The 21,110-nt window shown below is 56.3% G+C and carries 21 protein-coding genes and 1 tRNA gene; 12 read left to right on the top strand and 10 right to left on the bottom strand.

The window, feature by feature from the left end; translation table 11 throughout:
- The 7 genes from ABF824_RS11020 to ABF824_RS10990 form a co-directional block, all read right to left on the bottom strand.
- Window positions 1-413: hypothetical protein (locus ABF824_RS11020; protein WP_415488939.1), on the bottom strand; the 413-nt coding region annotated here is incomplete at its 3' end.
- 4 nt (window positions 414-417) lie between these two features.
- Window positions 418-2,001: a DUF6538 domain-containing protein gene (locus tag ABF824_RS11015; protein ID WP_415488945.1), complete on the bottom strand. Its 1,584-nt coding sequence runs from the start codon at window positions 1,999-2,001 to the stop codon at window positions 418-420.
- Window positions 2,002-2,108: 107 nt separating this feature from the next.
- A tRNA-Leu gene (locus ABF824_RS11010) sits at window positions 2,109-2,194 on the bottom strand.
- Window positions 2,195-2,253: 59 nt separating this feature from the next.
- On the bottom strand, window positions 2,254-2,988 hold the full coding sequence (locus tag ABF824_RS11005) for a M48 family metallopeptidase (RefSeq protein WP_415488937.1): 735 nt from the start codon (window positions 2,986-2,988) through the stop codon (window positions 2,254-2,256).
- The gene (locus ABF824_RS11000) at window positions 2,988-3,452 is read right to left on the bottom strand and encodes a YcgN family cysteine cluster protein (protein ID WP_415488935.1); all 465 of its coding nucleotides are present in this window, start codon (window positions 3,450-3,452) and stop codon (window positions 2,988-2,990) included. The genes ABF824_RS11005 and ABF824_RS11000 overlap by 1 nt, the downstream gene beginning before the upstream one ends.
- Window positions 3,453-3,578: 126 nt before the next feature.
- The gene (locus ABF824_RS10995; RefSeq protein WP_415488933.1) at window positions 3,579-3,986 is read right to left on the bottom strand and encodes a phage holin family protein; all 408 of its coding nucleotides are present in this window, start codon (window positions 3,984-3,986) and stop codon (window positions 3,579-3,581) included.
- Window positions 3,987-4,148: 162 nt separating this feature from the next.
- A complete protein-coding gene (locus ABF824_RS10990) occupies window positions 4,149-4,430 on the bottom strand; it encodes a hypothetical protein (RefSeq protein ID WP_415488932.1) in 282 nt (93 codons plus the stop codon).
- A gap of 107 nt (window positions 4,431-4,537) precedes the next feature.
- Between ABF824_RS10990 and ABF824_RS10985 the strand changes: the two genes are divergently transcribed.
- The 12 genes from ABF824_RS10985 (at window position 4,538) to ABF824_RS10930 (ending at window position 15,737) form a co-directional block, all read left to right on the top strand.
- On the top strand, window positions 4,538-5,650 hold the full coding sequence (locus tag ABF824_RS10985) for an ABC transporter ATP-binding protein (RefSeq protein ID WP_415488930.1): 1,113 nt from the start codon (window positions 4,538-4,540) through the stop codon (window positions 5,648-5,650).
- A gap of 74 nt (window positions 5,651-5,724) precedes the next feature.
- Window positions 5,725-6,771, top strand: coding sequence for an extracellular solute-binding protein (locus ABF824_RS10980; RefSeq protein ID WP_415488928.1), 1,047 nt, complete (start codon window positions 5,725-5,727; stop codon window positions 6,769-6,771).
- 102 nt (window positions 6,772-6,873) lie between these two features.
- On the top strand, window positions 6,874-7,341 hold the full coding sequence (locus ABF824_RS10975; RefSeq protein WP_415488926.1) for a hypothetical protein: 468 nt from the start codon (window positions 6,874-6,876) through the stop codon (window positions 7,339-7,341).
- Window positions 7,342-7,403: 62 nt separating this feature from the next.
- A complete protein-coding gene (locus tag ABF824_RS10970) occupies window positions 7,404-8,444 on the top strand; it encodes a tetratricopeptide repeat protein (RefSeq protein WP_415488924.1) in 1,041 nt (346 codons plus the stop codon).
- Window positions 8,445-8,580: 136 nt separating this feature from the next.
- Window positions 8,581-10,965, top strand: coding sequence for a putative bifunctional diguanylate cyclase/phosphodiesterase (locus tag ABF824_RS10965; protein ID WP_415488922.1), 2,385 nt, complete (start codon window positions 8,581-8,583; stop codon window positions 10,963-10,965).
- A gap of 85 nt (window positions 10,966-11,050) precedes the next feature.
- Window positions 11,051-11,647 (top strand): imidazoleglycerol-phosphate dehydratase HisB, encoded by a 597-nt coding sequence (gene hisB / locus ABF824_RS10960; protein ID WP_415488920.1) that lies wholly within the window; start codon window positions 11,051-11,053, stop codon window positions 11,645-11,647.
- Window positions 11,644-12,084, top strand: a complete 441-nt coding sequence (locus ABF824_RS10955; RefSeq protein ID WP_415488918.1) for a hypothetical protein — start codon at window positions 11,644-11,646, stop codon at window positions 12,082-12,084. Before hisB ends, ABF824_RS10955 begins: the two co-directional genes overlap by 4 nt.
- A gap of 2 nt (window positions 12,085-12,086) precedes the next feature.
- Window positions 12,087-12,746, top strand: coding sequence for an imidazole glycerol phosphate synthase subunit HisH (gene hisH / locus ABF824_RS10950; RefSeq protein ID WP_415488916.1), 660 nt, complete (start codon window positions 12,087-12,089; stop codon window positions 12,744-12,746).
- Window positions 12,747-12,754: 8 nt separating this feature from the next.
- A complete protein-coding gene (hisA, locus tag ABF824_RS10945; protein WP_415488943.1) occupies window positions 12,755-14,098 on the top strand; it encodes a 1-(5-phosphoribosyl)-5-[(5-phosphoribosylamino)methylideneamino]imidazole-4-carboxamide isomerase in 1,344 nt (447 codons plus the stop codon).
- Entirely contained in the window at window positions 14,098-14,880 is a 783-nt protein-coding gene (hisF, locus tag ABF824_RS10940) for an imidazole glycerol phosphate synthase subunit HisF (RefSeq protein ID WP_415488914.1), read from the top strand. The genes hisA and hisF overlap by 1 nt, the downstream gene beginning before the upstream one ends.
- Window positions 14,881-14,888: 8 nt before the next feature.
- Window positions 14,889-15,323: a phosphoribosyl-ATP diphosphatase gene (locus ABF824_RS10935; protein WP_415488941.1), complete on the top strand. Its 435-nt coding sequence runs from the start codon at window positions 14,889-14,891 to the stop codon at window positions 15,321-15,323.
- A 36-nt stretch (window positions 15,324-15,359) separates the two neighbouring features.
- Complete coding sequence (locus ABF824_RS10930) at window positions 15,360-15,737, top strand: histidine triad nucleotide-binding protein (protein ID WP_415488912.1); 378 nt, start codon at window positions 15,360-15,362, stop codon at window positions 15,735-15,737.
- A gap of 51 nt (window positions 15,738-15,788) precedes the next feature.
- Here the strand turns inward: ABF824_RS10930 and ABF824_RS10925 are convergent, their stop codons facing one another.
- The 3 genes from ABF824_RS10925 to ABF824_RS10915 all read right to left on the bottom strand — a co-directional run.
- The gene (locus ABF824_RS10925; RefSeq protein WP_415488910.1) at window positions 15,789-17,303 is read right to left on the bottom strand and encodes a CHAD domain-containing protein; all 1,515 of its coding nucleotides are present in this window, start codon (window positions 17,301-17,303) and stop codon (window positions 15,789-15,791) included.
- A gap of 171 nt (window positions 17,304-17,474) precedes the next feature.
- The gene (locus tag ABF824_RS10920) at window positions 17,475-20,168 is read right to left on the bottom strand and encodes a valine--tRNA ligase (RefSeq protein WP_415488908.1); all 2,694 of its coding nucleotides are present in this window, start codon (window positions 20,166-20,168) and stop codon (window positions 17,475-17,477) included.
- A gap of 153 nt (window positions 20,169-20,321) precedes the next feature.
- Window positions 20,322-21,110: DUF2497 domain-containing protein (locus tag ABF824_RS10915; protein WP_415488906.1), on the bottom strand; the 789-nt coding region annotated here is incomplete at its 5' end.

Below are 21,110 nucleotides of genomic sequence, written 5' to 3'. Positions count from 1 at the left end.
ATATTTTCTTGTATTGGTTTCCGTATAAGAGAGAAAGCTAATGACATTTTCCCTTTTCTCGCCATTTCTATTGATTCAAAAATATAATTTAACATATCCCCCATGACCGCCCTTAAAACAGTTAAGCATATACTCTTGGAGCGTTCCGAATACAGGCTATTTTCCTTCATCCAATCTAATATATGGGAGTCGGATTTTTCTAGTTTTGTTTTTAGACTATCATCTAACGGGATACTGACATGAAATGCTTTATGTTCTATGCCGTTTTGTAGTATTTTCAACATTTCATCGTGTAGTATCATGCAGAGGCGATAAGCGTCATGTAATCTTATGGGAAGGTGTGTATTTGTATTAAATAGCTGTGGACATAAATTGGCGGGTTCCGTCCCGTAGTATTTTTTATATTCATTCATACCTTTATGCTTTCTCTTTAAACAGGTTTTCTACATGCCAGAAGTCTGGATATTGCACGCTTTCTGCCACTTTCAGAAGGTTGGTAATATCCACGTCATCGAAATAGACGGTATTTCCGACTGATTTATTCTCTCCCTCATGGCCGAGAAAATCATCAATCCAAGACTCTCTTAAACCACCTTCACCGTGTTCGTGGATGTTGCGGAGTTTGGTGCTGACATTATGACGGAAGGAATGAAAAACCACGCCTCTTCCGATACCCAGTCGGGTTTTAAACTTGGAAAAATCTCGCTGAAAATGGGCCGAGCGTTTTTTGTCTTTTCCCGTAAATTTCAGGTCGTAAAAGATATAGTGTCGTTTCTGATTTTTGGCTCTTTGAGCAAGGTCCAGAAGGCCCGCTTTTTGCAATGCCGAACAGATTGGGACAACGCGACTGCCTGCCTCTGTTTTGGCGCTCCATGCGGTCCACGGTTGGTTTTTCTGTGCTGGATGGTCTTGCACGAGTATGCAAGGGACGCCCTTAATGTTGGTAATATCCTGCGGTCTGAGCCTACAGATTTCTTCGAGCCTCATACCTGTGAAAGAAGCAATTCCGACAATCATGCTGGCTGTTTTGTGGCTGATAGTTCCGAACTGCCAAGGTTGACCAGCAATCTTTTTCAGGTCTTCGTCATTCCAGCGGACACGCTTGGTTTTGGCTTTAGTATCGAACTGCCACCCGCCTGTGAAAACATTTTTATCCACAAGGTCGCGGAGTAGGAAATATTTCCACAGTCCTGATAGCTTGGTGAAATGGTTTTTGACGGATTTTCCCGATACTCGCGGGAGTTTCTTTTTATTCGCGTAATCGACAAACTCTTTAACTGTTCGTGTGTCGTTTTTCTGCTTTCCATATGTCTCGGGTAGCTGTTCCATTAATGATTTAAAAAGCCCTGCGTCTTCGCCTGTATAGTCGCGTAGGGGCTTATCCTCACAGACTTCAAGGAACCTTTTGAAGGTGGCTCGATAACTATCAATGACGGATTGCTTGACGTTGGTTTTCCTCGCAAGGAAGGTTTCAGTAGCCTCGGAAAATAAAGGCGAAGGCTTGGCCTGTGGTGGCTTTAGGTAAGCCTTCATTTCGTTAATCTGGCTCTGAATATCGCTTAGAGCCTTGCTTGTAGGCTTTCCCTTCTCGATTTCCGTGAATGTTTCTTCGAGAAGACGAACGCCTCGACCAGCCACATCTTTGGCTCTTTCCAGTTCTTTGACGCTTTTCAATGAGTCAAGTGCATACCTTAATTCTTGCCGTTCGTATTTTGTCTTTAATATTTTAATCTGGTCTTGATAATCTTTAATCAGAAACTCGAAAACCTCCCGCATTTCGTCGGATAGTTCATTTTTAATAAAGTCTTCGTGTTCTTTGAGTTCGTCCATAAGCCTTGTTGCTGAAATGAACAGCTTTTCCGTGGATACGTAAACCTCACATGCGTAAGCTTTAGCCATATCTCGTTTTGTGGTTCCGAGAGAGTGCCACACTTCTCGTTTACCCAAAACATCACGGAGATGTGAAGGAACGCGCCGACGAAAATGATATCCAGAAGGCAAGCGAATCAGCAAAACAAAGCCTCGGTGTGTAGAAGCCTTGTGTAGAAGACAAGACTTTTAAGGTTGCTGTGAAACCATAAAAGCCAATTAAATCAATGTGTTGTGAGTGGTGCGAACTGCGGGACTCGAACCCGCACGTCCTTATGGACTCGAGATTTTAAGTCTCGTGCGTCTACCATTCCGCCAAGTTCGCACAGCGGAATGGTTTCTAGCATGTCACAATCAGGCACGTAAGAGGGTGGAATGTCTTTCTTATGAGGCACTCATCAGGGCGGTGCCGTGGGCTTTGAGCCACTGTTCGGCTTCGTTTCTGCACGGACAGATATGGTCAACCAATGCCCAGAAAGCGGCGCTGTGATTGTGATGTTTCAGATGCGCGAGTTCATGCAGAATAACGTAATCCTGCACAAAAGGAGGAGTCATTACGAGCCGCCAGGTGAGCATCACGCGTCCGCTGGTCGTGCAACTACCCCAACGGGAGACCGTATCGCGGACGGTAAATGCTTTGGGCTGAAGCCCTGTTGTGGTGGCCAGTTGAAACACACGATCATTGAACTGAACAGTTGCGAGCCGCCGAAGAAGATCTCGGACACGTCGTGGTAAAAATTCGATGTTGCCGCTGACATGGATCTGACCCTCTGCGATCCATGCACCACCTTTGGCATACGGCACATGTTCTATTGGGTGCGGCACACCATTGAGTGGAATGTATTGCCCTGCTTCAAAACGAAGTGGGGAGGGGCGGCGTTGAAGCTGGTGGGCGATCCAGCCACGATGTTCACTGAGAAATTTCAACCCTGTCTGGGCCGAGGCTCGCATTGGCAGCGTTACCGTAACGCTGTCGCCCGTGCGGCTCAGTCTCAGTGAAAAACGCTTTGCACGCTGTGAACGTCGCCATGTAACCGGGAAGGGACCGTCTGGAAGTAAAACACTGTCTGGCAGATCCGTCGGCTCTTCTTGAGATTTGCGACGGTTCGTGATGTCCATCAGTCCGAAGAACTTGTCGGGTCGCGCGCTGGCCAGGCGACGATGTAGTCCTCAAGTATGCCAGCCTTTCTTTCACTGATGCAGCGACCTCCAGCAGACACACCCGCTTCCACAACACTATCCGGCGTGCCGGTGATGAGGGGATGCCACAGGGGAAGGGGGAGGCCTTCAGACAGGCGATAATAGGCGCAGGTAGGAGGAAGCCAGTCTATGGTCGCCACCATCTCTGGCGTCAGAGTCACGCAATCCTGCACTTTTCGGTGACGATTGGGATAATCGGTGCAGCGGCAGCTCTGTGTGTCAAGCAGGCGGCAGGCGACATTGGTATAATGAAGGGTACCATCATCCTCGTCACGCAGCTTGTGAAGGCAGCACCGTCCGCAGCCATCACAGAGTGATTCCCACTCCGCTGTCGTCATCTCGTCGAGGGTCTTTGTTTCCCAGAAAGGCTTTGCGCTGGTCATGCTGAAAGATAGCCGCGACAGAGCCGTGATAAAAGACACATCGGTCTTTTCGTGGAAAAGAAATGCCTGACAATAAAAAAGCGGGCCAGAAGCCCGCCTTTTCAAAAAGTCTTGGCTGATCTGGTTTCAGCCCTTACGGAAACGGTTGCCCACGAACCGACCCAGCGGTCCGGCGACTGCCGTGGCCAGAGTAATCAGCGTCATCGACTGCTTCAGCTCGTTGATGCGGCGATCACGGTTCAGATGCGCCTCGACTTCAGCAGGATACAGGTAGGAACGGCGACCGAAGAAGGCGAACACCAGTGCCAGCAGGAAGTCGAGAAAGAAGACGAGCGCCGGGGAAGCCACCGGACCAAAGCCGAACTCATAGCGAAAAATCGCCCAGAGAAGGGCGTGGCCTGTGATCAGGGAAAAGAATCCCAGCACAGCGGCAACACCCAGCAGAGCGATCTGACGCCCAAAGCGCATGGCCCTCTGCTGCAGGAGTTGTACTTCCGCGTGTGCGGCAGCCTTGCCGACATCAAAAATATGCATCGCGTCCTCGCCTACCTCGTAACGACCGGTATCGAGGGTGAACCGGCGTCCCTGTTACATGACTTACTTCAATCCGGGGCGCCGGGACAGGAAGCGCATTTCCTTCAAGGGAGGTATGATGCCTCTGCCCCACAACCTCCGGGAAGGTTCTGGGGCGAAACATTAACGCGAGAGACGACCGAGGACAAACCCTGTCACAAAGGAAAGTGCGATGGAAAGGAAGGGTTTTGCGCTCACATTAGTGGCAACACTTTTTTTCTGATGCTCGGCGATTTCCTTCGCATTGCTGACGGCGGAGTTCGCGGCATCGGAAAGCGGCGGGACAACATGGGCATTGAGGAAGTGCTCAAGCTGACTCTTTATAGCGTGCAGCTCGTCCCGCGCGCTCGAAGCTGCGTCATCAACTGCTGCCTGAGCCTGGTTCTTGATTTTTTCTGCGGACATATTCTCGTTGCTCCTTATCGCCATAAGGCCGGATCATTCGTCCCAACCTTTTATTCGGCTCTAAACACACACTTAATGCACTGCAACTGTTATGGTTCCCTGAACGTATGATATCGCGTCACGCCCCCCGGACATTCCTCGCGGATGCCATCTCCCTGCAACCCGCTCTCGCGCCAATTTCTTTCGCACTCCACGTTGGAGAGTGCCTTGCCCTGCTGTTTCTCGACGACAGGGAAAACGCATTGCAGCTTCTTGCCGACATACTGGCAGGACACATCCGTCCGACCGCAGGTCGTCTTGTGGTGGGCGAAGAAGAAATCACTTCCCGTCCATCTGGCGCCCGTTCCCTTGTCGTCGTTGGTCCGCGCGACGGCCTGTTCGAACACCTGTCCGTGCGTGACAATATTGCCTTTCCGCTCCGGGCACGCCGCCAGCCGACGCAGGAAATCACCCATCGGGTCGAGCAGATGCTGGCTTTGCTTGGTCTTGATCAATGGGCGGATATGAATCCTCCCGCCCTGAAACCGGCGGATCGCATTCGGGTGGCTGTCGCGCGAGCGCTCACGACAGACCCGGCCGTTATCGTGCTTGAAGACATATTTTCCGGTCTGGACAGTGAAGCGCGAAGCGACCTTCACAATCGTCTCTCCCGCCTCCAACGCGCCCGCAATATCAGTATGCTTCTGCTCACCCGTGACCGGGGAGATGCGGTGATCGGTGCGCACAGGATCGGCGTGGTGGCGCAGGGCCATCTGCTCCAGACGGGAACAGCCAGCCAACTGATTGAACGCCCTGTTTCCACCCGTGTGGCTGTGGCCATGGCCAACGCCAATGTGCTGGTCGGCATGGCGCTCGATGTCGAAGATGACATCGTCCGGGCAAGGCTTGCATGTGGTGGCGAAATGGAGGCTCTGGCTGATGCCGATATCGAGGAGAATGACGTCGTCGATCTGTGTATCCGGCCCAATCAGATCGCGCCGATGATGAGCCGAGGCGCATTGCCGGACGAAACAGAGGGCTCTCTGTCTGCGACACTGACGGATATCAGAAACGTCGGAGACCTGATGATTCTCCGTTTCCGACTCGCGGATGGAACCGAAGTCACGGTTCACCGACCGCCGGGAAGCCTGCCGCCGGGCACCGCTCCGGGCCAGCTGGCACTGCTGGCGTGGAGACCCTCCGCGGCTTTGGCCTTTTCGTCGGAAGGCAAACCGGGTTAGTCTGATCTTAGTTGTGTCGATTTCAAGGCCGAATTTTGCCCCCTTTGTTCTCAATGCTCAGTAACGCACGTTTCTTGTTCCGGTCGTCTCGTGGTTTTTTCGGAGGATGGGTAGGGGGTGGGCTTGTTGCTCTCCTTGCACTTCACGGAAGCGACGTGCGTGCGGAGGCGGCTGCCCGCATGAAGCATGAACATCTGAGCCCAATTGGTGTGGCGACGCCGCCAGGTGGTTTGAACAGTGTTCTGGCTGAAGCGGTGTGGCGACCTTTTACGCAACTGACCCATCATCCGATCCGCGCCGTCAGATGGAGTGACGATGTAGTGCTGGATGGCAGCGTCGAAAGCGATCGCCAATGGTCATTGGCGCTCGTGCAGGATGATACGGCTCAGGCCGGATGCGAGAAAAAACTTTTCGTGCCTGTTGCCGCAGAAGACAGGAAAGCCGGAGACCCGGAAGCCTGCGGTACACCCGCACTTTCCCTCGATTTTGCTCTGGCATGGGATAGCACACGGTTCAGCGGTCAGCCAAACTGGAGTGAATTCTGGGATGTTGCGCGTCATCCGGGAAAACGGGGGCTTCGAGCCGATCCTCGGGGCACGCTGGAAATCGCGCTCCTTTCGGATGGGGTGCCTCCAGCCGCCGTCTACGGCATGCTGGCGACACCGGAAGGTCTCGACCACGCCTTTCGGCGGCTGAGCCAGATACGCCCTTATGTCGTATGGTGGACCTCCGCTGACGAAGCGATGAACATTCTGAAGAATGGCGCAGCGCTCATGGGGTTCGCTCCAACCAACGAAGTACAGGCAGCGAACGCGCTGCTACCCGCGCCGCGGTTCAGAATTCTCTGGGCGCCAGTCTTTCGCATCAATTACGACTGGGTCATTCCCATCGGAGAAACGACGGATCTGACGGTGGCTCATGCGCTTCTGACCTGGGCCTCCGCTTCCGAGCAGCAGAATGCCCTGAACAGCCGTCTGATCAGCGGGCCACCCACAACGGGACCGGACGCCGTGACAGTGAACATGCGGCAACTACCGGTGTTCCGTTTGAACGCAACATTCTGGCGTCAGCATTTTCCCGCTATCCGGACACGTTTCGATCAATGGCTTGCCCAGCATTAAGTGTTCCGGGTGTAAAAAGCACAATGTTAAGTATCGGCATGAATGGCGGCGAGAGGAGATTGGATTTCGCCCTGTCCATGCCTGTCATGGAGTAGGTGCACGATGACAACGGCAGCTTTTCCCCCCGGTTTTATCGTGACGCATGCGTTTGTGACAGTCTGCGCGGCATGCCTGATGGCGGCGCTCACGCTCTGGCTTCAACGCAGCCGGGGCTGGTATTTCATGCTCATTGCGCTGTGGATTCCCGGGACGGTTCTCGCCTTCTGGCTTCCTTCGCTGATCATGACGCCCAAGCTTTTTCCGTCTGAACCGATCCCGGTCCTGACAAGCATTGTGCAGGGGTTCTTCATCAGCCCGACCCTTTCAATTCCGTTGATGGGGGCACTGATCAGCGCTCCACCGGGGTTGTCGCGCACCGCTCAGGCTCTGGGAGCCGACCGTTCCCGCCGGCTGGCCCTCGTGTGGTTGCCTCTCCTGCGTCAACGGATGGTGCTTGGCGGGGTGGCGATAGTAATCCTGTCGATCATCATGACGTTTTCTCTGGTCTGGCGTCTGCCTGTTTCCATCTGACCTTTCCCGAACTTGCGCCAATTATCGGGGAGTAGAAAAATCTTTTCAGGAACTGAGTGGCCATGTTGCGCAAGCTGCTGAAGTTGAAATCTGGGCCGCAAACGCTCGCCAGCCTCCTGAAACAGGCACGTAAGGGTGACGCTGCCGCCATGTGCCAGATCGGGACGGCTTATCTGCGGGGAGAGCAGGGCGCTTCTCCTCATCCGGGATATGCAGCGTGGTGGTTCGAAAAATCCGCGCGGGCAGGAAATGACAAAGCCTGCGTTCATGCTGCACGCCTCGCGTGGGACGGGTTCGTGCCTGATGATATGGCCCTGAATGCGTCGGAGCGCGGCGACAGACGCACCGATGATGCCCTCACTTTCGCACGGCTGGGTTACGAGAGAGGCGAGCCTGAGGCCGCGCTTTTTCTCGCCTGGCTGCTGGACGCCACCAAAACTGACGCATTCGAGGAAAGAAAGGCTGCGCTGCTGGCTGCTGCGGCGCATGGTCTCCCGCTTGCCGCTGTCGGGTTGGCTGACATGGAGCAACGCTCCGGTGCATCGGTGGAGAGAGTGATGGCGCTTCTCGCCCAACCTCTGGAGGCCGGGCTTGGAGTGGCGCACCATATGGTCGCGGTCTGGTATGGGCAGGGTGGTTTCCTGCCTCAGGATGCCGGAAAGGCCCGTTCTCATCTCGAAATTGCTGCGGAAACTGGACACGTGGCCGCAATGGCCATGCTGGGCGAATGCCTCATGGTTGAAAACTGTAAAGTCCCCCGCAGTGGCGAAGATGGAGTGGCGCGACAGGAACGCCTGCGTCGCCTCACGCGCGGCGAAACCCTTCTGAGGAAAGCTGCATCAGCGGAAAATGGCCGTGCAGCTTGTGTTCTTGGCGATTATTGGGCCGTCATTGCCGATCCGCCAGATGTGCGGGAAGCGCTGAAATGGTACGAACGCGGCGTTTTTCTCGGGGATGAAGGGGCCATGTATATGATGGCGCGCCTCGTTCTGACCGGTCAATTCCAGCACCTGACTTCCGATGAGGCTCATGCCCTCATGTCGCGGGCGGCGCAGAAGGGGCATAAAGCAGCGCTGCAGGTGGTTGGTGGAAGAAAACCCTGATCAGAACTGCTTTAGTCCTAATTAAAAAATAAGATGATTTGCATATTCTGAGAGTGATCTTATGCGGTCATTAAGAAGTGCATGCGTAAATCAGAGGAATCATCGTGATTGTTTCTTCTGATTGAGTATTCGCCATATGGAACGGCTGTTTACCTTTGTCCTCAGCGAACAGCATTTCGGTTCCCATATGACTGTTCTGGTGCTGGCATTTCTCGTCGCCGCTCCAACCATTCTCATACTCGCCCGCGAAACATCGATTGCCAGACGGATCATCCTGTTCGCCTTTCTGATGGCGATTGCAGGGGTGACGACGTTTTTCACGACTTTCTGGTCCAGTTATCCCAACCTGCTGTGGAACTTCCCGCAGCCCGCGACCGAAATCGCTGGTGCGCTGATGTTCGTGCTGGCCGCCGGTGCGGCATGGATCTATCTGCGTTCGCGTCGTTCCATCAAGGCGGTCATTCTTGCCGGTGGAATTCTGGCGTTCGGGATGGAATTTTCCGCATTTTACATCCTTTCCGCGACCGTCAGTCCGGCCACTCTCGCCTACGATCTTTCCGCGATGCTGATTACGCTGGTGCTCGGCACAACGCTTGGGGCGTTCGCCTTGTGGGAGCTTGGAAGCACACTTGCTGCGCATCCACGGCTGACTTCAAGTGTGCTGCTGGCTCTCACGTTGACTGTATTGCCGCTTGGGTCGATGGGCTCGATCCTGCCGTTTTCCCAGTGGCTGAGTGTTATCCAGACCCCGGAAAGTGCCCTGTTCTCACCGCTATCCGTGATGAGTCTCTCGGGAATCGTGTCCATTTTCTTTGTCCTGTGTCTTGCTTCACTGCTCGATACGCGCGTTGCCGTCGCGCAGCGCCGGGAAGAAGACCGGATGCGTCATTTCGCTGACGGGACTTTTGAGGGAATCCTCATCAGCCGTGATGGACTGGTCATGGATGCCAACGAACGCATTCTTGAAATGACGGGTCTCACCCTTGAGGATATAAAAAAGCGCAAGGTGGCGACGCTTTTTGTTGAACCGACAGGAGGTCCGCACGCCGGTTCCACAATGCTTGCCAACCGTGAAGGAACACCGGAGCAGCGGGATCTCATTGGTCCCGGTGGACGTAAGACGCCTGTTGAAGTCCTTTCCCGCGTGGTGCCCTATGTCGAGGGCGAAGCGACAGTCGTCGCCATCCGTGACGTGACGGAACGTAAAGCCGCCGAGGATTATATCCGCTATCTCGCCATGCACGATACACTCACGGCGCTTCCCAATCGGCGAGGGCTTGAGGCCGTGCTCGGGCAGGTGATTGATCTTGCCCGTCAAAACGGTTCACTGGCAGCGCTTCTGGCTCTTGATCTCGACGGCTTCAAGACCGTCAACGACTCACTGGGCCATCATGCTGGTGATCTGCTGCTGAAAGAGGTGGCGGTTCGTTTTCAGGCGCAGTTGCGCGATACGGATTATCTTTCACGTCTTGGCGGCGATGAATTCGTCATTGTCCTGCGGTCCATCGCCTCGGTTGAAGACGCCATGCAACTGGCAAGACGTCTCATCGCCAGCCTCATGCAGCCTTTTTCTCTGGCGGGTCACGAGGTCTATGTCGGTGTGAGCATCGGTGTCGCTCTTTGCCCGCGAGATGGAGAGACGGCGCAGATGGTGCTGAAAAGCGCTGATATCGCCATGTATCAGGCAAAGCTGAAAGGGAAAGGACAGGTTTACGAGTTTCAGCCGGGTATGGATGCTGCCGTACGGGAGCGGCATGATCTTGAGATGGATCTGCGTGCTGCCCTCAGCCGCAATGGGTTGGAAGTCTATTATCAGCCTCTGTTCGATGTCGGGGGCAAGGTGACTGGCTTCGAGGCGCTGGCGCGCTGGCCGCATCCCGAGCGAGGCATGATCCCTCCCAGTCGGTTCATCCCACTGGCAGAGGAAACGGGCCAGATCGTGCAGTTGGGTGAATGGGTGCTCAGAACGGCCTGTGCGACGGCTGCCGGATGGAGCGGTGACATTGGGATTGCGGTCAATCTCTCAGCCACGCAGGTGCAACGTATCGATCTGATCGATGTCGTGAAGCGTGTCTTGGAAGAAACCGGGCTCGACCCCCATAGGCTGGAACTGGAAGTCACGGAAAGCCTGCTCATGGAAGACGTGGACAGGGCGCTGGCGCTGGTGAAAGAGTTGCGTGCGCTCGGCGTGCGGGTGGCTCTGGATGATTTCGGCACCGGTTACTCCAGCCTTGCTTATCTCCATAATTTCCCCTTCGACAAGGTGAAGGTCGACCGGTCGTTCATCAACAAGATCACCAACGATCCGAATGCCTGGACCATTGTGGAATCCATTATCGTCATGAGCCACAAACTGAAATTGCGTGTGACGGCGGAGGGGATCGAAACCGGCGCGCAACTTTCCATGCTCGCGGCACATGGATGTGACGAAATGCAAGGCTTCCTGCTTGGTCGCCCCATGCCGCAGCGGCAGGCTACGCAGATGCTTGGACAACTGTCCTCCCTCCATCCTGTGGGGTAAGGTCGCTCAATTACATGATTGCGGGATGCAGCAAACGACGGCGAGCCGATGGCATTGCGCACGCTGATCCTGTATTGTGCCCGGCATGAACGAGAACCGCACCGCTTCCCTGCATCGTGTTACCGCCGAGACCGACATCCGTGTGGCCGTCAATCTTGATGGAACCGGAAAGGCCGAGATCGCCACTGGCATTGGCTTTTTCGATCATATGCTCACGGCTTTGGCCAAACATGGAATGCTCGATCTGGAGATCATCGCGAAAGGTGATCTTGAGGTGGATTTCCACCATACGGTCGAAGATGTCGGCATTGCGCTTGGGCAGGCTGTGCGTCAGGCATTGGGAGAAAAGCGCGGCGTTCGTCGGTTCGGCAATGCGCTGGTTCCGCTTGATGAAGCGCTCGCCGAAGTGGTGGTCGATCTGTCGGGGCGTCCCTATCTCGCGTGGTCGGTTACGTTCCCTTCTGAGAAGATCGGGGTGATGGATACCGAGCTTTTCGAGGAATTCTTTCGCGCCTTCGCCATGGCGGCAATGCTGACCCTGCACGTCACGCAAAAGACCGGCCGCAATAGCCACCACATCGCTGAAAGTGCATACAAAGCCACAGCACGCGCTTTGCGTATGGCGGTCGAACCGGATCCCAGAGCTGCGGGTGTGATCCCGTCCACAAAGGGGGTCCTGTGAAAATCTATTCTGTGTGGACGCCCGGCGACGCTGTTCCTGAGCGGCGGCGCAGGAATGGCCTTCCGATCCTGGTTTCTCAGAAAACGCGCTGGAGCATCCTGTTCTTCGGGGCGCTGGCGTTGCTCGGGTCCGGGGCCCGCATCACTGGGTTGCTGGCCATCGCGCTGATTCTCGTGACAAGCGCGCTGCTGGCCAATAGCTGGCTTCTGCCCGTGATCATGTTGCCGGGCCGTATTGCTCTGGCGGTGTTTGGCAGTGAAATCATTGAATGGGAACTGCGCCTGCGCGGCTTCGTTCGAAACGGTGTAGTGGCTGGACCGAACAAGGATGCCGCATTGCTGCGCTATATGGACAGAATGACCGGCGCTCTGCCTCAGGCAGGAACGGGGAACCACATGATTCCCGATCCTTTCGCTGCGGCGATCGGGAGGGCGTAATCATGGTGTCGGATAGTCAGCAATCTGTGGTCGTCATTGATTATGATGGCGGCAATCTCGCATCCGCCGCGCGCGCACTGGAAGAGGCCGCGCGCCTCTCTGGGATGGCGGCGACGGTGGAAATCACCAACGATCCGCAAAAAGTCAGGTCGGCTGATCGCATCGTGCTGCCGGGGCAGGGCGCTTTCGCCGATTGCGCGGCAGGATTGGCTGCGGTTCCCGGACTGTTGCAGGCCCTGAATGACGCCGTTGATCACGGAACGCCTTTTCTGGGTATTTGCGTGGGCATGCAGCTTATGGCTGACCGTGGCCTTGAACATGGCGAGACTAAAGGGCTGGGCTGGATCACTGGTGAAATCGCGCCCATGGAAGCCAAAGACCTGCGGCTGCCGCAAATGGGCTGGAATGAACTGTCTTTCACGCGTCAGCATCCGCTGACCGAAGGGCTGGGTAATCATCCCCACGGTTATTTCGTCCATTCCTATGCCCTGACTGGTGAGGCGTCAGATGATCTGCTGGCGACAACGGATTATGGTGGCGCTGTTCCAGCCATCGTCGCACGGGCAAACAGAGCCGGAACCCAGTTCCATGTCGAGAAGAGCCAGCGTGTGGGATTGCGTATTCTGGCCAACTTCCTTCACTGGAATCCCGCCGGAGCCTGAAAATGAGCATGGCCTCCCTTTCTCCCGATAACGCCGCCATCACGGCTGAGCGTGTCGATGAACTCGACGAGGAAGACCTTCAGTCGCTGTGCGAAAGCGTTGACGCCGCAGTGATTGCCGGAGGCGGTTTCGGCTGGGTGAAGCCGCAGGGGCGCTCGGTGCTCGAACGCTATTTCCGTGGCATTCTTCTGGTGCCGGAGCGGATGCTGTTCGTGGCGCGTCATGAAGGTATCATCGTTGGCTCCGCCCAGCTTGTGCGGCCCTCGCGGAGCAATGAAGCACAGGCCATGACGGCCAGTGTCATGCAGTTCCAGATCGCGCCTTATGCCCGCGGAATTGGCCTCGGGCGCGTGCTTATGGAAGAAATCGTCAAATGCGCCCGCTCTATGGGCTATCAGTTTCTCAGCCTCGATGTGCGGGAAACGCAGGTTGGCGCCATCGCCCTTTTTAGGGACATGGGATTCGAGCACTGGGGAACGAACCCCTACTACGCTCTTGTCGATGGCAAGATGGTGCGCGGCCTCTATTTTATCAAACGCCTTCAGGAGCACGGTCGTCTCGTGCAGAACGGAACCGTGCCTGAAGCCGAAAACGGAAAGTCACAGGACATGACTGCGCGTCCCCTTACGCTCTATCCCGCAATCGATCTCAAGGACGGTGCCTGCGTGCGCCTTCGCCGGGGTGAGATGGAGGACGCTACGGTCTATTCGGACAACCCCGGCGAACAGGCCAAGGCGTGGTGCGATGCCGGGTTCAACTGGCTGCATGTGGTGGATCTGAACGGCGCTTTCGCTGGTCGTTCGGCCAACGCGGAGGCAGTGAAACAGATCGTCGCCAATGCCACCGTGCCCGTGCAGCTTGGTGGTGGTCTACGTGATCTTGCCGGGATCGAAGGCTGGCTGGAAGCCGGAGTCTCCCGTGTTATTCTCGGTTCGGTCGCGGTGAAGAACCCTGAACTGGTGCGCGAGGCTTGCCGCCTGTTCCCGGGCCGTATTGTGGCCGGCATCGATGCGCGCATGGGGCGTGTCGCAACGGAAGGCTGGGCCGAGGTATCCGATATGCAGGCAACCGATCTCGGCCGCAGAATGGAGGATGCAGGTGTTACGGCGATCATCTTCACCGAAATCACCCGCGATGGCATGTTGCAGGGGCTGGATCTGGAACAGACGGCGGAGTTGGCGCGCACTGTTTCCGTGCCGGTAATCGCCAGTGGCGGTGTCGGTTCGCTGGACGATCTTGCCGCTCTGCGACGGGTGGCTGCCGAGGTGCCGGGCATTGAAGGCGTCATCGTGGGGCGCGCGCTCTATGACGGCCGCGTCTCCCCGGCGGACGCACTGAGAGTGCTGTCCTGATGCTGAAGCTGCGTGTCATTCCCTGCCTTGATGTGAAGAATGGGCGCGTCGTCAAAGGCGTGAACTTCGTTTCCCTGCGCGACGCCGGTGATCCGGTCGAGCAGGCGGCGGTCTATGACGCGGCCGGGGCGGATGAACTGACCTTCCTCGACATCACAGCCAGCCATGAGAACCGCGACACTATTCTCGATGTGGTCAGTCGGACTGCGGAGCGCATCTTTCTGCCTCTCACAGTGGGTGGTGGCGTGCGGACCACAGCGGATATGCGACGTCTGTTGCTCGCTGGTGCCGATAAATGTGCGATGAATTCCGCAGCTGTGAAGCGTCCCGAACTGATCAACGAGGCTGCCAGCAAGTTCGGTAGCCAATGCGTGGTCGTTGGCGTCGATGCTCGCTCCAATGGCAAAGGCGGCTGGGAAGTTTATACGCATGGCGGCCGCACTCCGACCGGCATTGATGTTGTGGAGTGGTGCAAGGACGTGGCCACGCGTGGGGCAGGGGAGATCCTGCTGACCTCCATGGATCGCGACGGCACCCGTTCCGGTTTCGACCTTGATCTGCTCCGTGCCGTGAACGCTGCTGTCCGTCTGCCGGTGGTGGCATCCGGTGGTGTCGGCACGCTGGAGCATTTCGTGGAAGGCGCGCAGGCAGGGGCGACGGGCCTATTGGCGGCTAGCGTTTTCCATTTCGGACAGTTTACCGTTCAGCAGGTGAAACAGGCGCTCACAGACGCGCACCTGCCTGTTCGTCCACCGCTTGAAAAACTCGACTTCGCCTACTGACCGGAAAAATCATGGCCAAAACACCGACCAAGAAAAACGTCACCAAGACCTCCAAGAAAAAGGAAGCTGCTCCGGCCCCATCGGTTACTGAACCGGTGCGGCCAGCACCTGTGGGACATATCGATGCGTCCGTGCTGGATCGGCTGTACGCCGTAGTGGCCAGCCGCCGTGATACGGATCCGAGTATCAGCCATTCCGCGCGCCTGCTTGCTCGTGGAACGGGAAAAGTCGCCCAGAAGTTTGGCGAGGAAGCCGTCGAATGTCTGATCGAAGCAGTGGCGGGTCGCAAACTGGAACTGGTGGGGGAAAGCGCCGACGTGCTCTACCACCTGATCGTCCTTTGGGTCGATGCTGGGGTCACGCCGGATGAGGTGTGGAGCGAATTGCAGCGCCGGCAAGGTATCAGCGGGATCGCGGAAAAGGCTTCACGCCCGAAACAGTAAGCGCCGCGACGACAGCACCAGAACAGGAAGAAAAACATGGCAGTGAGTGGTATCGGAAAATACGATCCCAACAATATCTTCGCAAAGATATTGCGCGGTGAAATTCCTTGCAAAAAGGTGATTGAGAACGACTGGGCACTCGCATTCCATGACATTGCGCCCAAAGCACCTGTTCATGTGCTAGTCATTCCCAAAGGGCCTTATGTATCGTTCGCGGATTTCTCCCAGCGTGCGAGTGACAAGGAGATTGCCGGCTTCTTCAAGACTGCTGGCGATGTCGCCCGTATGTTCGATCTGGATGCACCCGGTTATCGCATGATCGGAAATGTCGGACCTGATTCAGGTCAGGAAGTGCCGCATTTCCACGTGCATATTCTCGGTGGCCGTCCCCTCGGACCCATGCTTGTCGAATAGTACTTCCTGAAGGATTGTCCGTTTCGATCTGCAAGGGACAACAGGCAAAATCTATTGCCAGAAAGGCTTGTTGTCCCGAAAATCTTTCCATTGTTTGGGAAGAGACTTGAGAGCCTGCTGCCTGCGTTTTTCGTTCCATTTCTGGAAGGCATTGGCCACAGCAACAAGATCGCTGTTTGCTTCCTTCAACGTGTCCATCAGATTTGCGGCAACAACAGCGTCGTTGATATCTCCCAGAGAGTTCTGGAGTTTTTTGCACAGCTTCATGAAGCGGGTTACTGCTCCTGATGGATAAAGATTGAAAAAATATCCCGATCCGTAACGCAGTTTCTTGAGTGCTTTCCGGAAGGCATGCAGTTCTTCCATGGAAAGCTGGCTGATATGGTGGCCCCGTTTCTTCACTTTCCGAGCGGCATGATCCAGTAGCTTTGGCGCGATATCCGATAAAGGTGCATTTAGAAACGCATCATTCTGAAGCAAAGGGTCAGCCTCAACCCAGACCGTAATGGAAAGCAATAAGGCGGTGAGGGCAGGCGTTGCGAGTTCATCGCGTAAGATCTGGTGCGCGGCTCTTCGTCTTGCAGATGCCGCTTCGTTCAATGCGGATGAAGAAGTATCGCCGTCGAAGGCAGCGGGCAGCGTTTCAACACAGAAGACATCCCAGTCACGCGCTGTTCCCAGAACCCGTCCGATCCTGCCCAGTTCTTTCTGAAAGCCGGTAACAGAACGAGGATCGGTATAGTTTTCAAACATCTTGAAGATCGTGCGAAGCTGACGGATGGCGACGCGCATCTGATGGATGCCTTCCAGATCGCCTGCTTCCGCTGCCGACAAATTGCCGACCATGCCGCCCAGTCCTGCCCGGACAAGAGAACGGAAACCCTTCAGAACCGTTATATCTTTGTTCGGAGGCGGAATTTTTGCCTGCACAGAAACAGCGGATGTTCCCGTCCGGAGGCGATAGCCACGTTCGGCTTTCGATACTGTCCCCAACCGCAATGGCACATCGGCCTGCAATGCAAGCGCCAACTGATAAAGCGCAGTGACTGATCCGCTCTTCAGTTCCAGTTCAACTTCCTGAAAATCTTCCTTTTGATCGCCCGCCCGAACGGTGCCTTCATCAATGGCGAGTTCCACTGTCGCCCCGGCATACTCGAGCATGTGGATAGTCCGCTGCACATCCGAGACCCAGATCGGCTGCAGCTTTCCCAGCAGCTTCGGTCTCAATGCCTCAGCAGGCGTGCCGGACAGGAGATCGAGATCGGGTGCATCTGTCGTGATGACCCATTCCCACTCCCCGCGATTGGAAGCCAGACCGCTGTCATCACCTTGCGATTTCAGGGTCTGAATGCGTTTTCTGCCGCTCTTCCGGACCCGGAGCGCGAAACCTGAATGGCTCAGTAACAGCTCCGGAGTATCATAATAGGTTGTGAGCAGGGAGCGTGTAACGGCAGGAGATGCTCCCATTTTCATGGTGATGCATCGCTCAAGTAGTAAGCGGTCTTCGGGTGCAAAGAGCAGCTTTAATTCAATTTCCGACGGTATTGCTGGGTTTTTGTCTGACATAATGCACGCACACAACCTGTGAACAGATCGCTCCCAATAATGATGAGGGAAGCGTAGCAGGAAATGTACTGCCCGCTATCAGATGGCAGTATGTCAAATATTTTCTTGAGAACTTAATACGGGGACGAGAAGAGAGCCACGCTCCAGAAGCGAAGCTCTCTTCAGGGGAAGTTATTTCAGGCGTGCCACTGCTGCCGCAAGGCGGTCACGTTCACCCTGCTGTGTGACAAGACGCTCCCGCGTTTCTTCCACCACCTCCGGTTTGCCACGTGCAATGAAGTCGGGATTGCCCAGCTTGCGCTCGGTTTTCGCAATCTCACCTTCTGCTTTCGCAAGTTCCTTGGCCAGACGTTCCCGTTCAGCCGCCAGATCTATCAGATCGGCCAGCGGCAGAATGAGGGTCGCCTCGTCCAGAACAGTCTGAGCTGAACCATGCGGCACATCACCCGTCAGCGCATCAATATCCGACACGCGCGCCATGCGCCCGATCGTTTCCTTCCACCGCACGGCCCGATCGAGCGTGAGTGGGGAAGCATCCTGCAACAGCACGGGTGAGAGACGGGAAGGCGGCACATTCATCTCGGACCGCACGGTGCGGATCTCGGAGATGAAGCGGGTGAGCCAGTCGATTTCCGCGACCGCAGCTTCCGCGTCATTCACGATGACAAGCGTCGGCCAGGACGCGGTAAGCAGCTTGCCGCGTTCGCCATAGCCGAATTCGTGCCACAGCGTATCAGTCACAAAAGGCATGACCGGCTGGAGCAGACGCAGGATCACATCCAGCACCCATGCCGTGACGGCCCGCAGTTCCTGTGATTCCGCCGTATTTTCACCAGAGAAAAGGGGCTTCACAAGTTCCAGATACCAGTCACAGAAGCGGTTCCAGACAAAGCGGTAGCAGGCACCGGCATACTCGTCGAAACGATAGGCATCCAGCGCATCCGTTGCTTCCCGAATGGCGTTGGATGTTTCGACCACAATCCAGCGTGCCAGTGGGTTCTGCACCCGTGTCGGATCGAAATCCGCAACCGGTTTCACGCCATTCATCTCGCAGAAGCGCGCTGCATTCCAGAGCTTGGTGACGAAGGATCGATGATCCTCCACACGTTTTGCTCCGAATTTCAGGTCACGTCCCACGCCGGTGAGGGCGCAGATGGTGAACCGCACGGCATCGGCGCCATACTGGTCGAGCAGTTCCAGCGGATCGATACCGTTGCCCTTGCTCTTGGACATCTTCTGTCCGCGCTCATCACGCACAAGACCATGAATGAAGACGGTGCGGAACGGCACATCCTTCATGAAGTGCAGGCCCATCATCATCATCCGGGCAACCCAGAAGAAGATGATGTCAAAGCCCGTGACCAGCACATCGGTCGGATAATACCGTGCCAGTTCCGGTGTCTTGTCAGGCCAGCCCAGCGTGGAAAACGGCCACAGTGCCGAAGAGAACCAGGTGTCGAGAACATCGTCATCCTGAGTCAGTTCCACGTCGGTCCCGTAGTGCGTCTTGGCCTGCTGTTTCGCGTTGACCTCGTCATAATCGACAAACACGGTGCCATCGGGGCCGTACCATGCCGGAATACGGTGCCCCCACCAGAGCTGACGCGAAATGCACCAGGGCTGGATGTTGCGCATCCATGCGTAGAACGTGTTTTCCCACTGTTTGGGAACGAACGTCACATCGCCTTTTTCAACGGCCTCAATGGCCGGTCCCGCGAGGGTTGCGGCATCGCAATACCACTGGGTCGTCAGGCGCGGCTCAACGACCGCTCCACCGCGTTCAGCATGCGGCACCTGATTGGTGTGCGGCTCAATCTCGACCAGATAACCGAGATTTTCCAGTTCGGCGACAATCGCCTTGCGGGCTTCTTCTCGCGATTTGCCTTCAAGGCTTCGCACAAAAGCCGGGTCGGCAAGTCCTTCAATCGTGTGAAGATCATCGCCGATCTCGTCCAGTGTGACGGCCGCAGCTTCGTCAAGGACGGTGAGCATAGGCAGATCGTGGCGCTTGCCCACTTCGAAGTCGTTGAAATCATGGGCCGGCGTGATCTTGACCGCGCCCGTGCCTTTTTCTGGATCGGAATAGCTATCGGCCACGATGGGAATGCGCCGTCCCGTCAGGGGCAGCACAACCGACTTGCCTACCAGCGCCGTGTAACGCTCGTCTTCCGGATGAACGGCAACAGCCGTATCGCCCAGCATGGTTTCAGGACGCGTCGTGGCGACGACGATGAATTCGTCCTGTGTGTCCGCCACCGGGTAACGGATATGCCATAGGCTGCCCCGGACTTCCTTGTTTTCCACTTCCAGATCGGAAATGGCGGTGCGGAAATGCGGGTCCCAGTTGACCAGACGGCGGTCGCGGTAAATCAGCTTTTCGCGGAACAGCGTGACGAACACTTCCCTTACGGCGCGGGAAAGACCGTCATCCATTGTGAAGCGTTCGCGCGACCAGTCGAGCGAAGCCCCGAGCCGTCGCAACTGCCGGGTAATGCCGCTTCCAGACTCACCCTTCCATTTCCACACGCGTTCGATGAACGCATCACGTCCCAGTTCCTGCCGCGTGGTATTCTCGCCTGTGAGCTGTCGTTCAACGACAAGCTGGGTGGCGATGCCCGCATGATCCGTTCCCGGCTGCCAGAGCGTGTCACGCCCTTGCATGCGTTTCCAGCGGATCAGAGTGTCCTGCAATGTCATCGTCAGCGCATGCCCCATATGGAGCGTGCCCGTAACATTGGGCGGCGGGATCATGATGGTGAAGGGAGCCGCCTTGCTTTGCGGATCGGCAGCAAACCGCCCCTCAGTTTCCCAGGTGTTATAGAGCTGGGCTTCGGTGTCAGTTGTCTGAAACGTTTTGCTGAGCATCGCCTTCGAACCGGATGGAGAACGGGTGGGACAAAAAGAAACGCAGCGACGGAGACCGCGCTGCGTTTCCTGTTACTGCCTGAAGCCGGTTTCGGCCAGCCATGTGATGCCGCTATGCGGAACCGCAGACCCTGAGGCCGAACCGGCGAACGATCAGCGGTCGCTCAGACGTTCGATCTCTTTCTGAACAGCCTGCTGAACAATGCCCGACAGATGCTGATCCAGCCACTCCTTGAGGAATGCCCGCACTTCGTCGCGAACAATGTCTTCGATCGTCAGGTTTCCACCGCGCGTGATAGCCACTCGTCTCTCCTTGTGTTCGACTGCCTGTTTGCGGCGCAGCATCTGCTGGAGCGCGCCGAATGAATGCTCCGTAGCACCGACTGTCTGCTTGTCCAAAGCAATCTGTACGGGGGTCGGGGCATCGCCTTCAGAAGCACCGGTATAAGCCGATGCGTCTATCTCGTTCCTGTCTTCGCTCATTCTGATCCTTGCTGTCTGTGTCTTGAGATTTCCCATCGAACCTTTCCACGCGGCCAATGCGGCATCACCGGGGACGGGCGCTTTCTCCGGCTCGGGTAAAGGCGACGGGGATGCGGAGGGGGCCTCTTCTTTCGACTCCGTGGGAAGAGGGGCGGCTGGAACTGGACTGGGCTGCTCGGCCACAGGTATCAATTCCTGCGTTTCGTTAGCAGGCTCTTCCTTTACTTCAGGAACAGGCGACGGCTCTTCTTTTGCTGGCGGCGCGGCGTCTTCTACCGGTTCTGGCTTTTCTGCCGTCGCAGCCTCGGTCTCTGGCTCTTTGGCAGCAGGCTCATCTGTCGCAACCATGGAAGAATCCAGCACGAGAACATCGTCTTCATCCTCGTCTGCTGGTGGCGGCGGAGCCTCATGCTGCACGGGCGGCGGCGTCGGTTCTGGTTCGACGGGCGGTGGCGGGGG

Origin of the sequence: Acetobacter sp., assembly GCF_047721705.1 — a bacterium.
In the GTDB taxonomy this organism is placed as follows: Bacteria; Pseudomonadota; Alphaproteobacteria; order Acetobacterales; family Acetobacteraceae; genus Acetobacter.
Note: the sequence above shows the minus strand (reverse complement) of the source record. Positions and strands in the feature narration are given on the sequence as shown.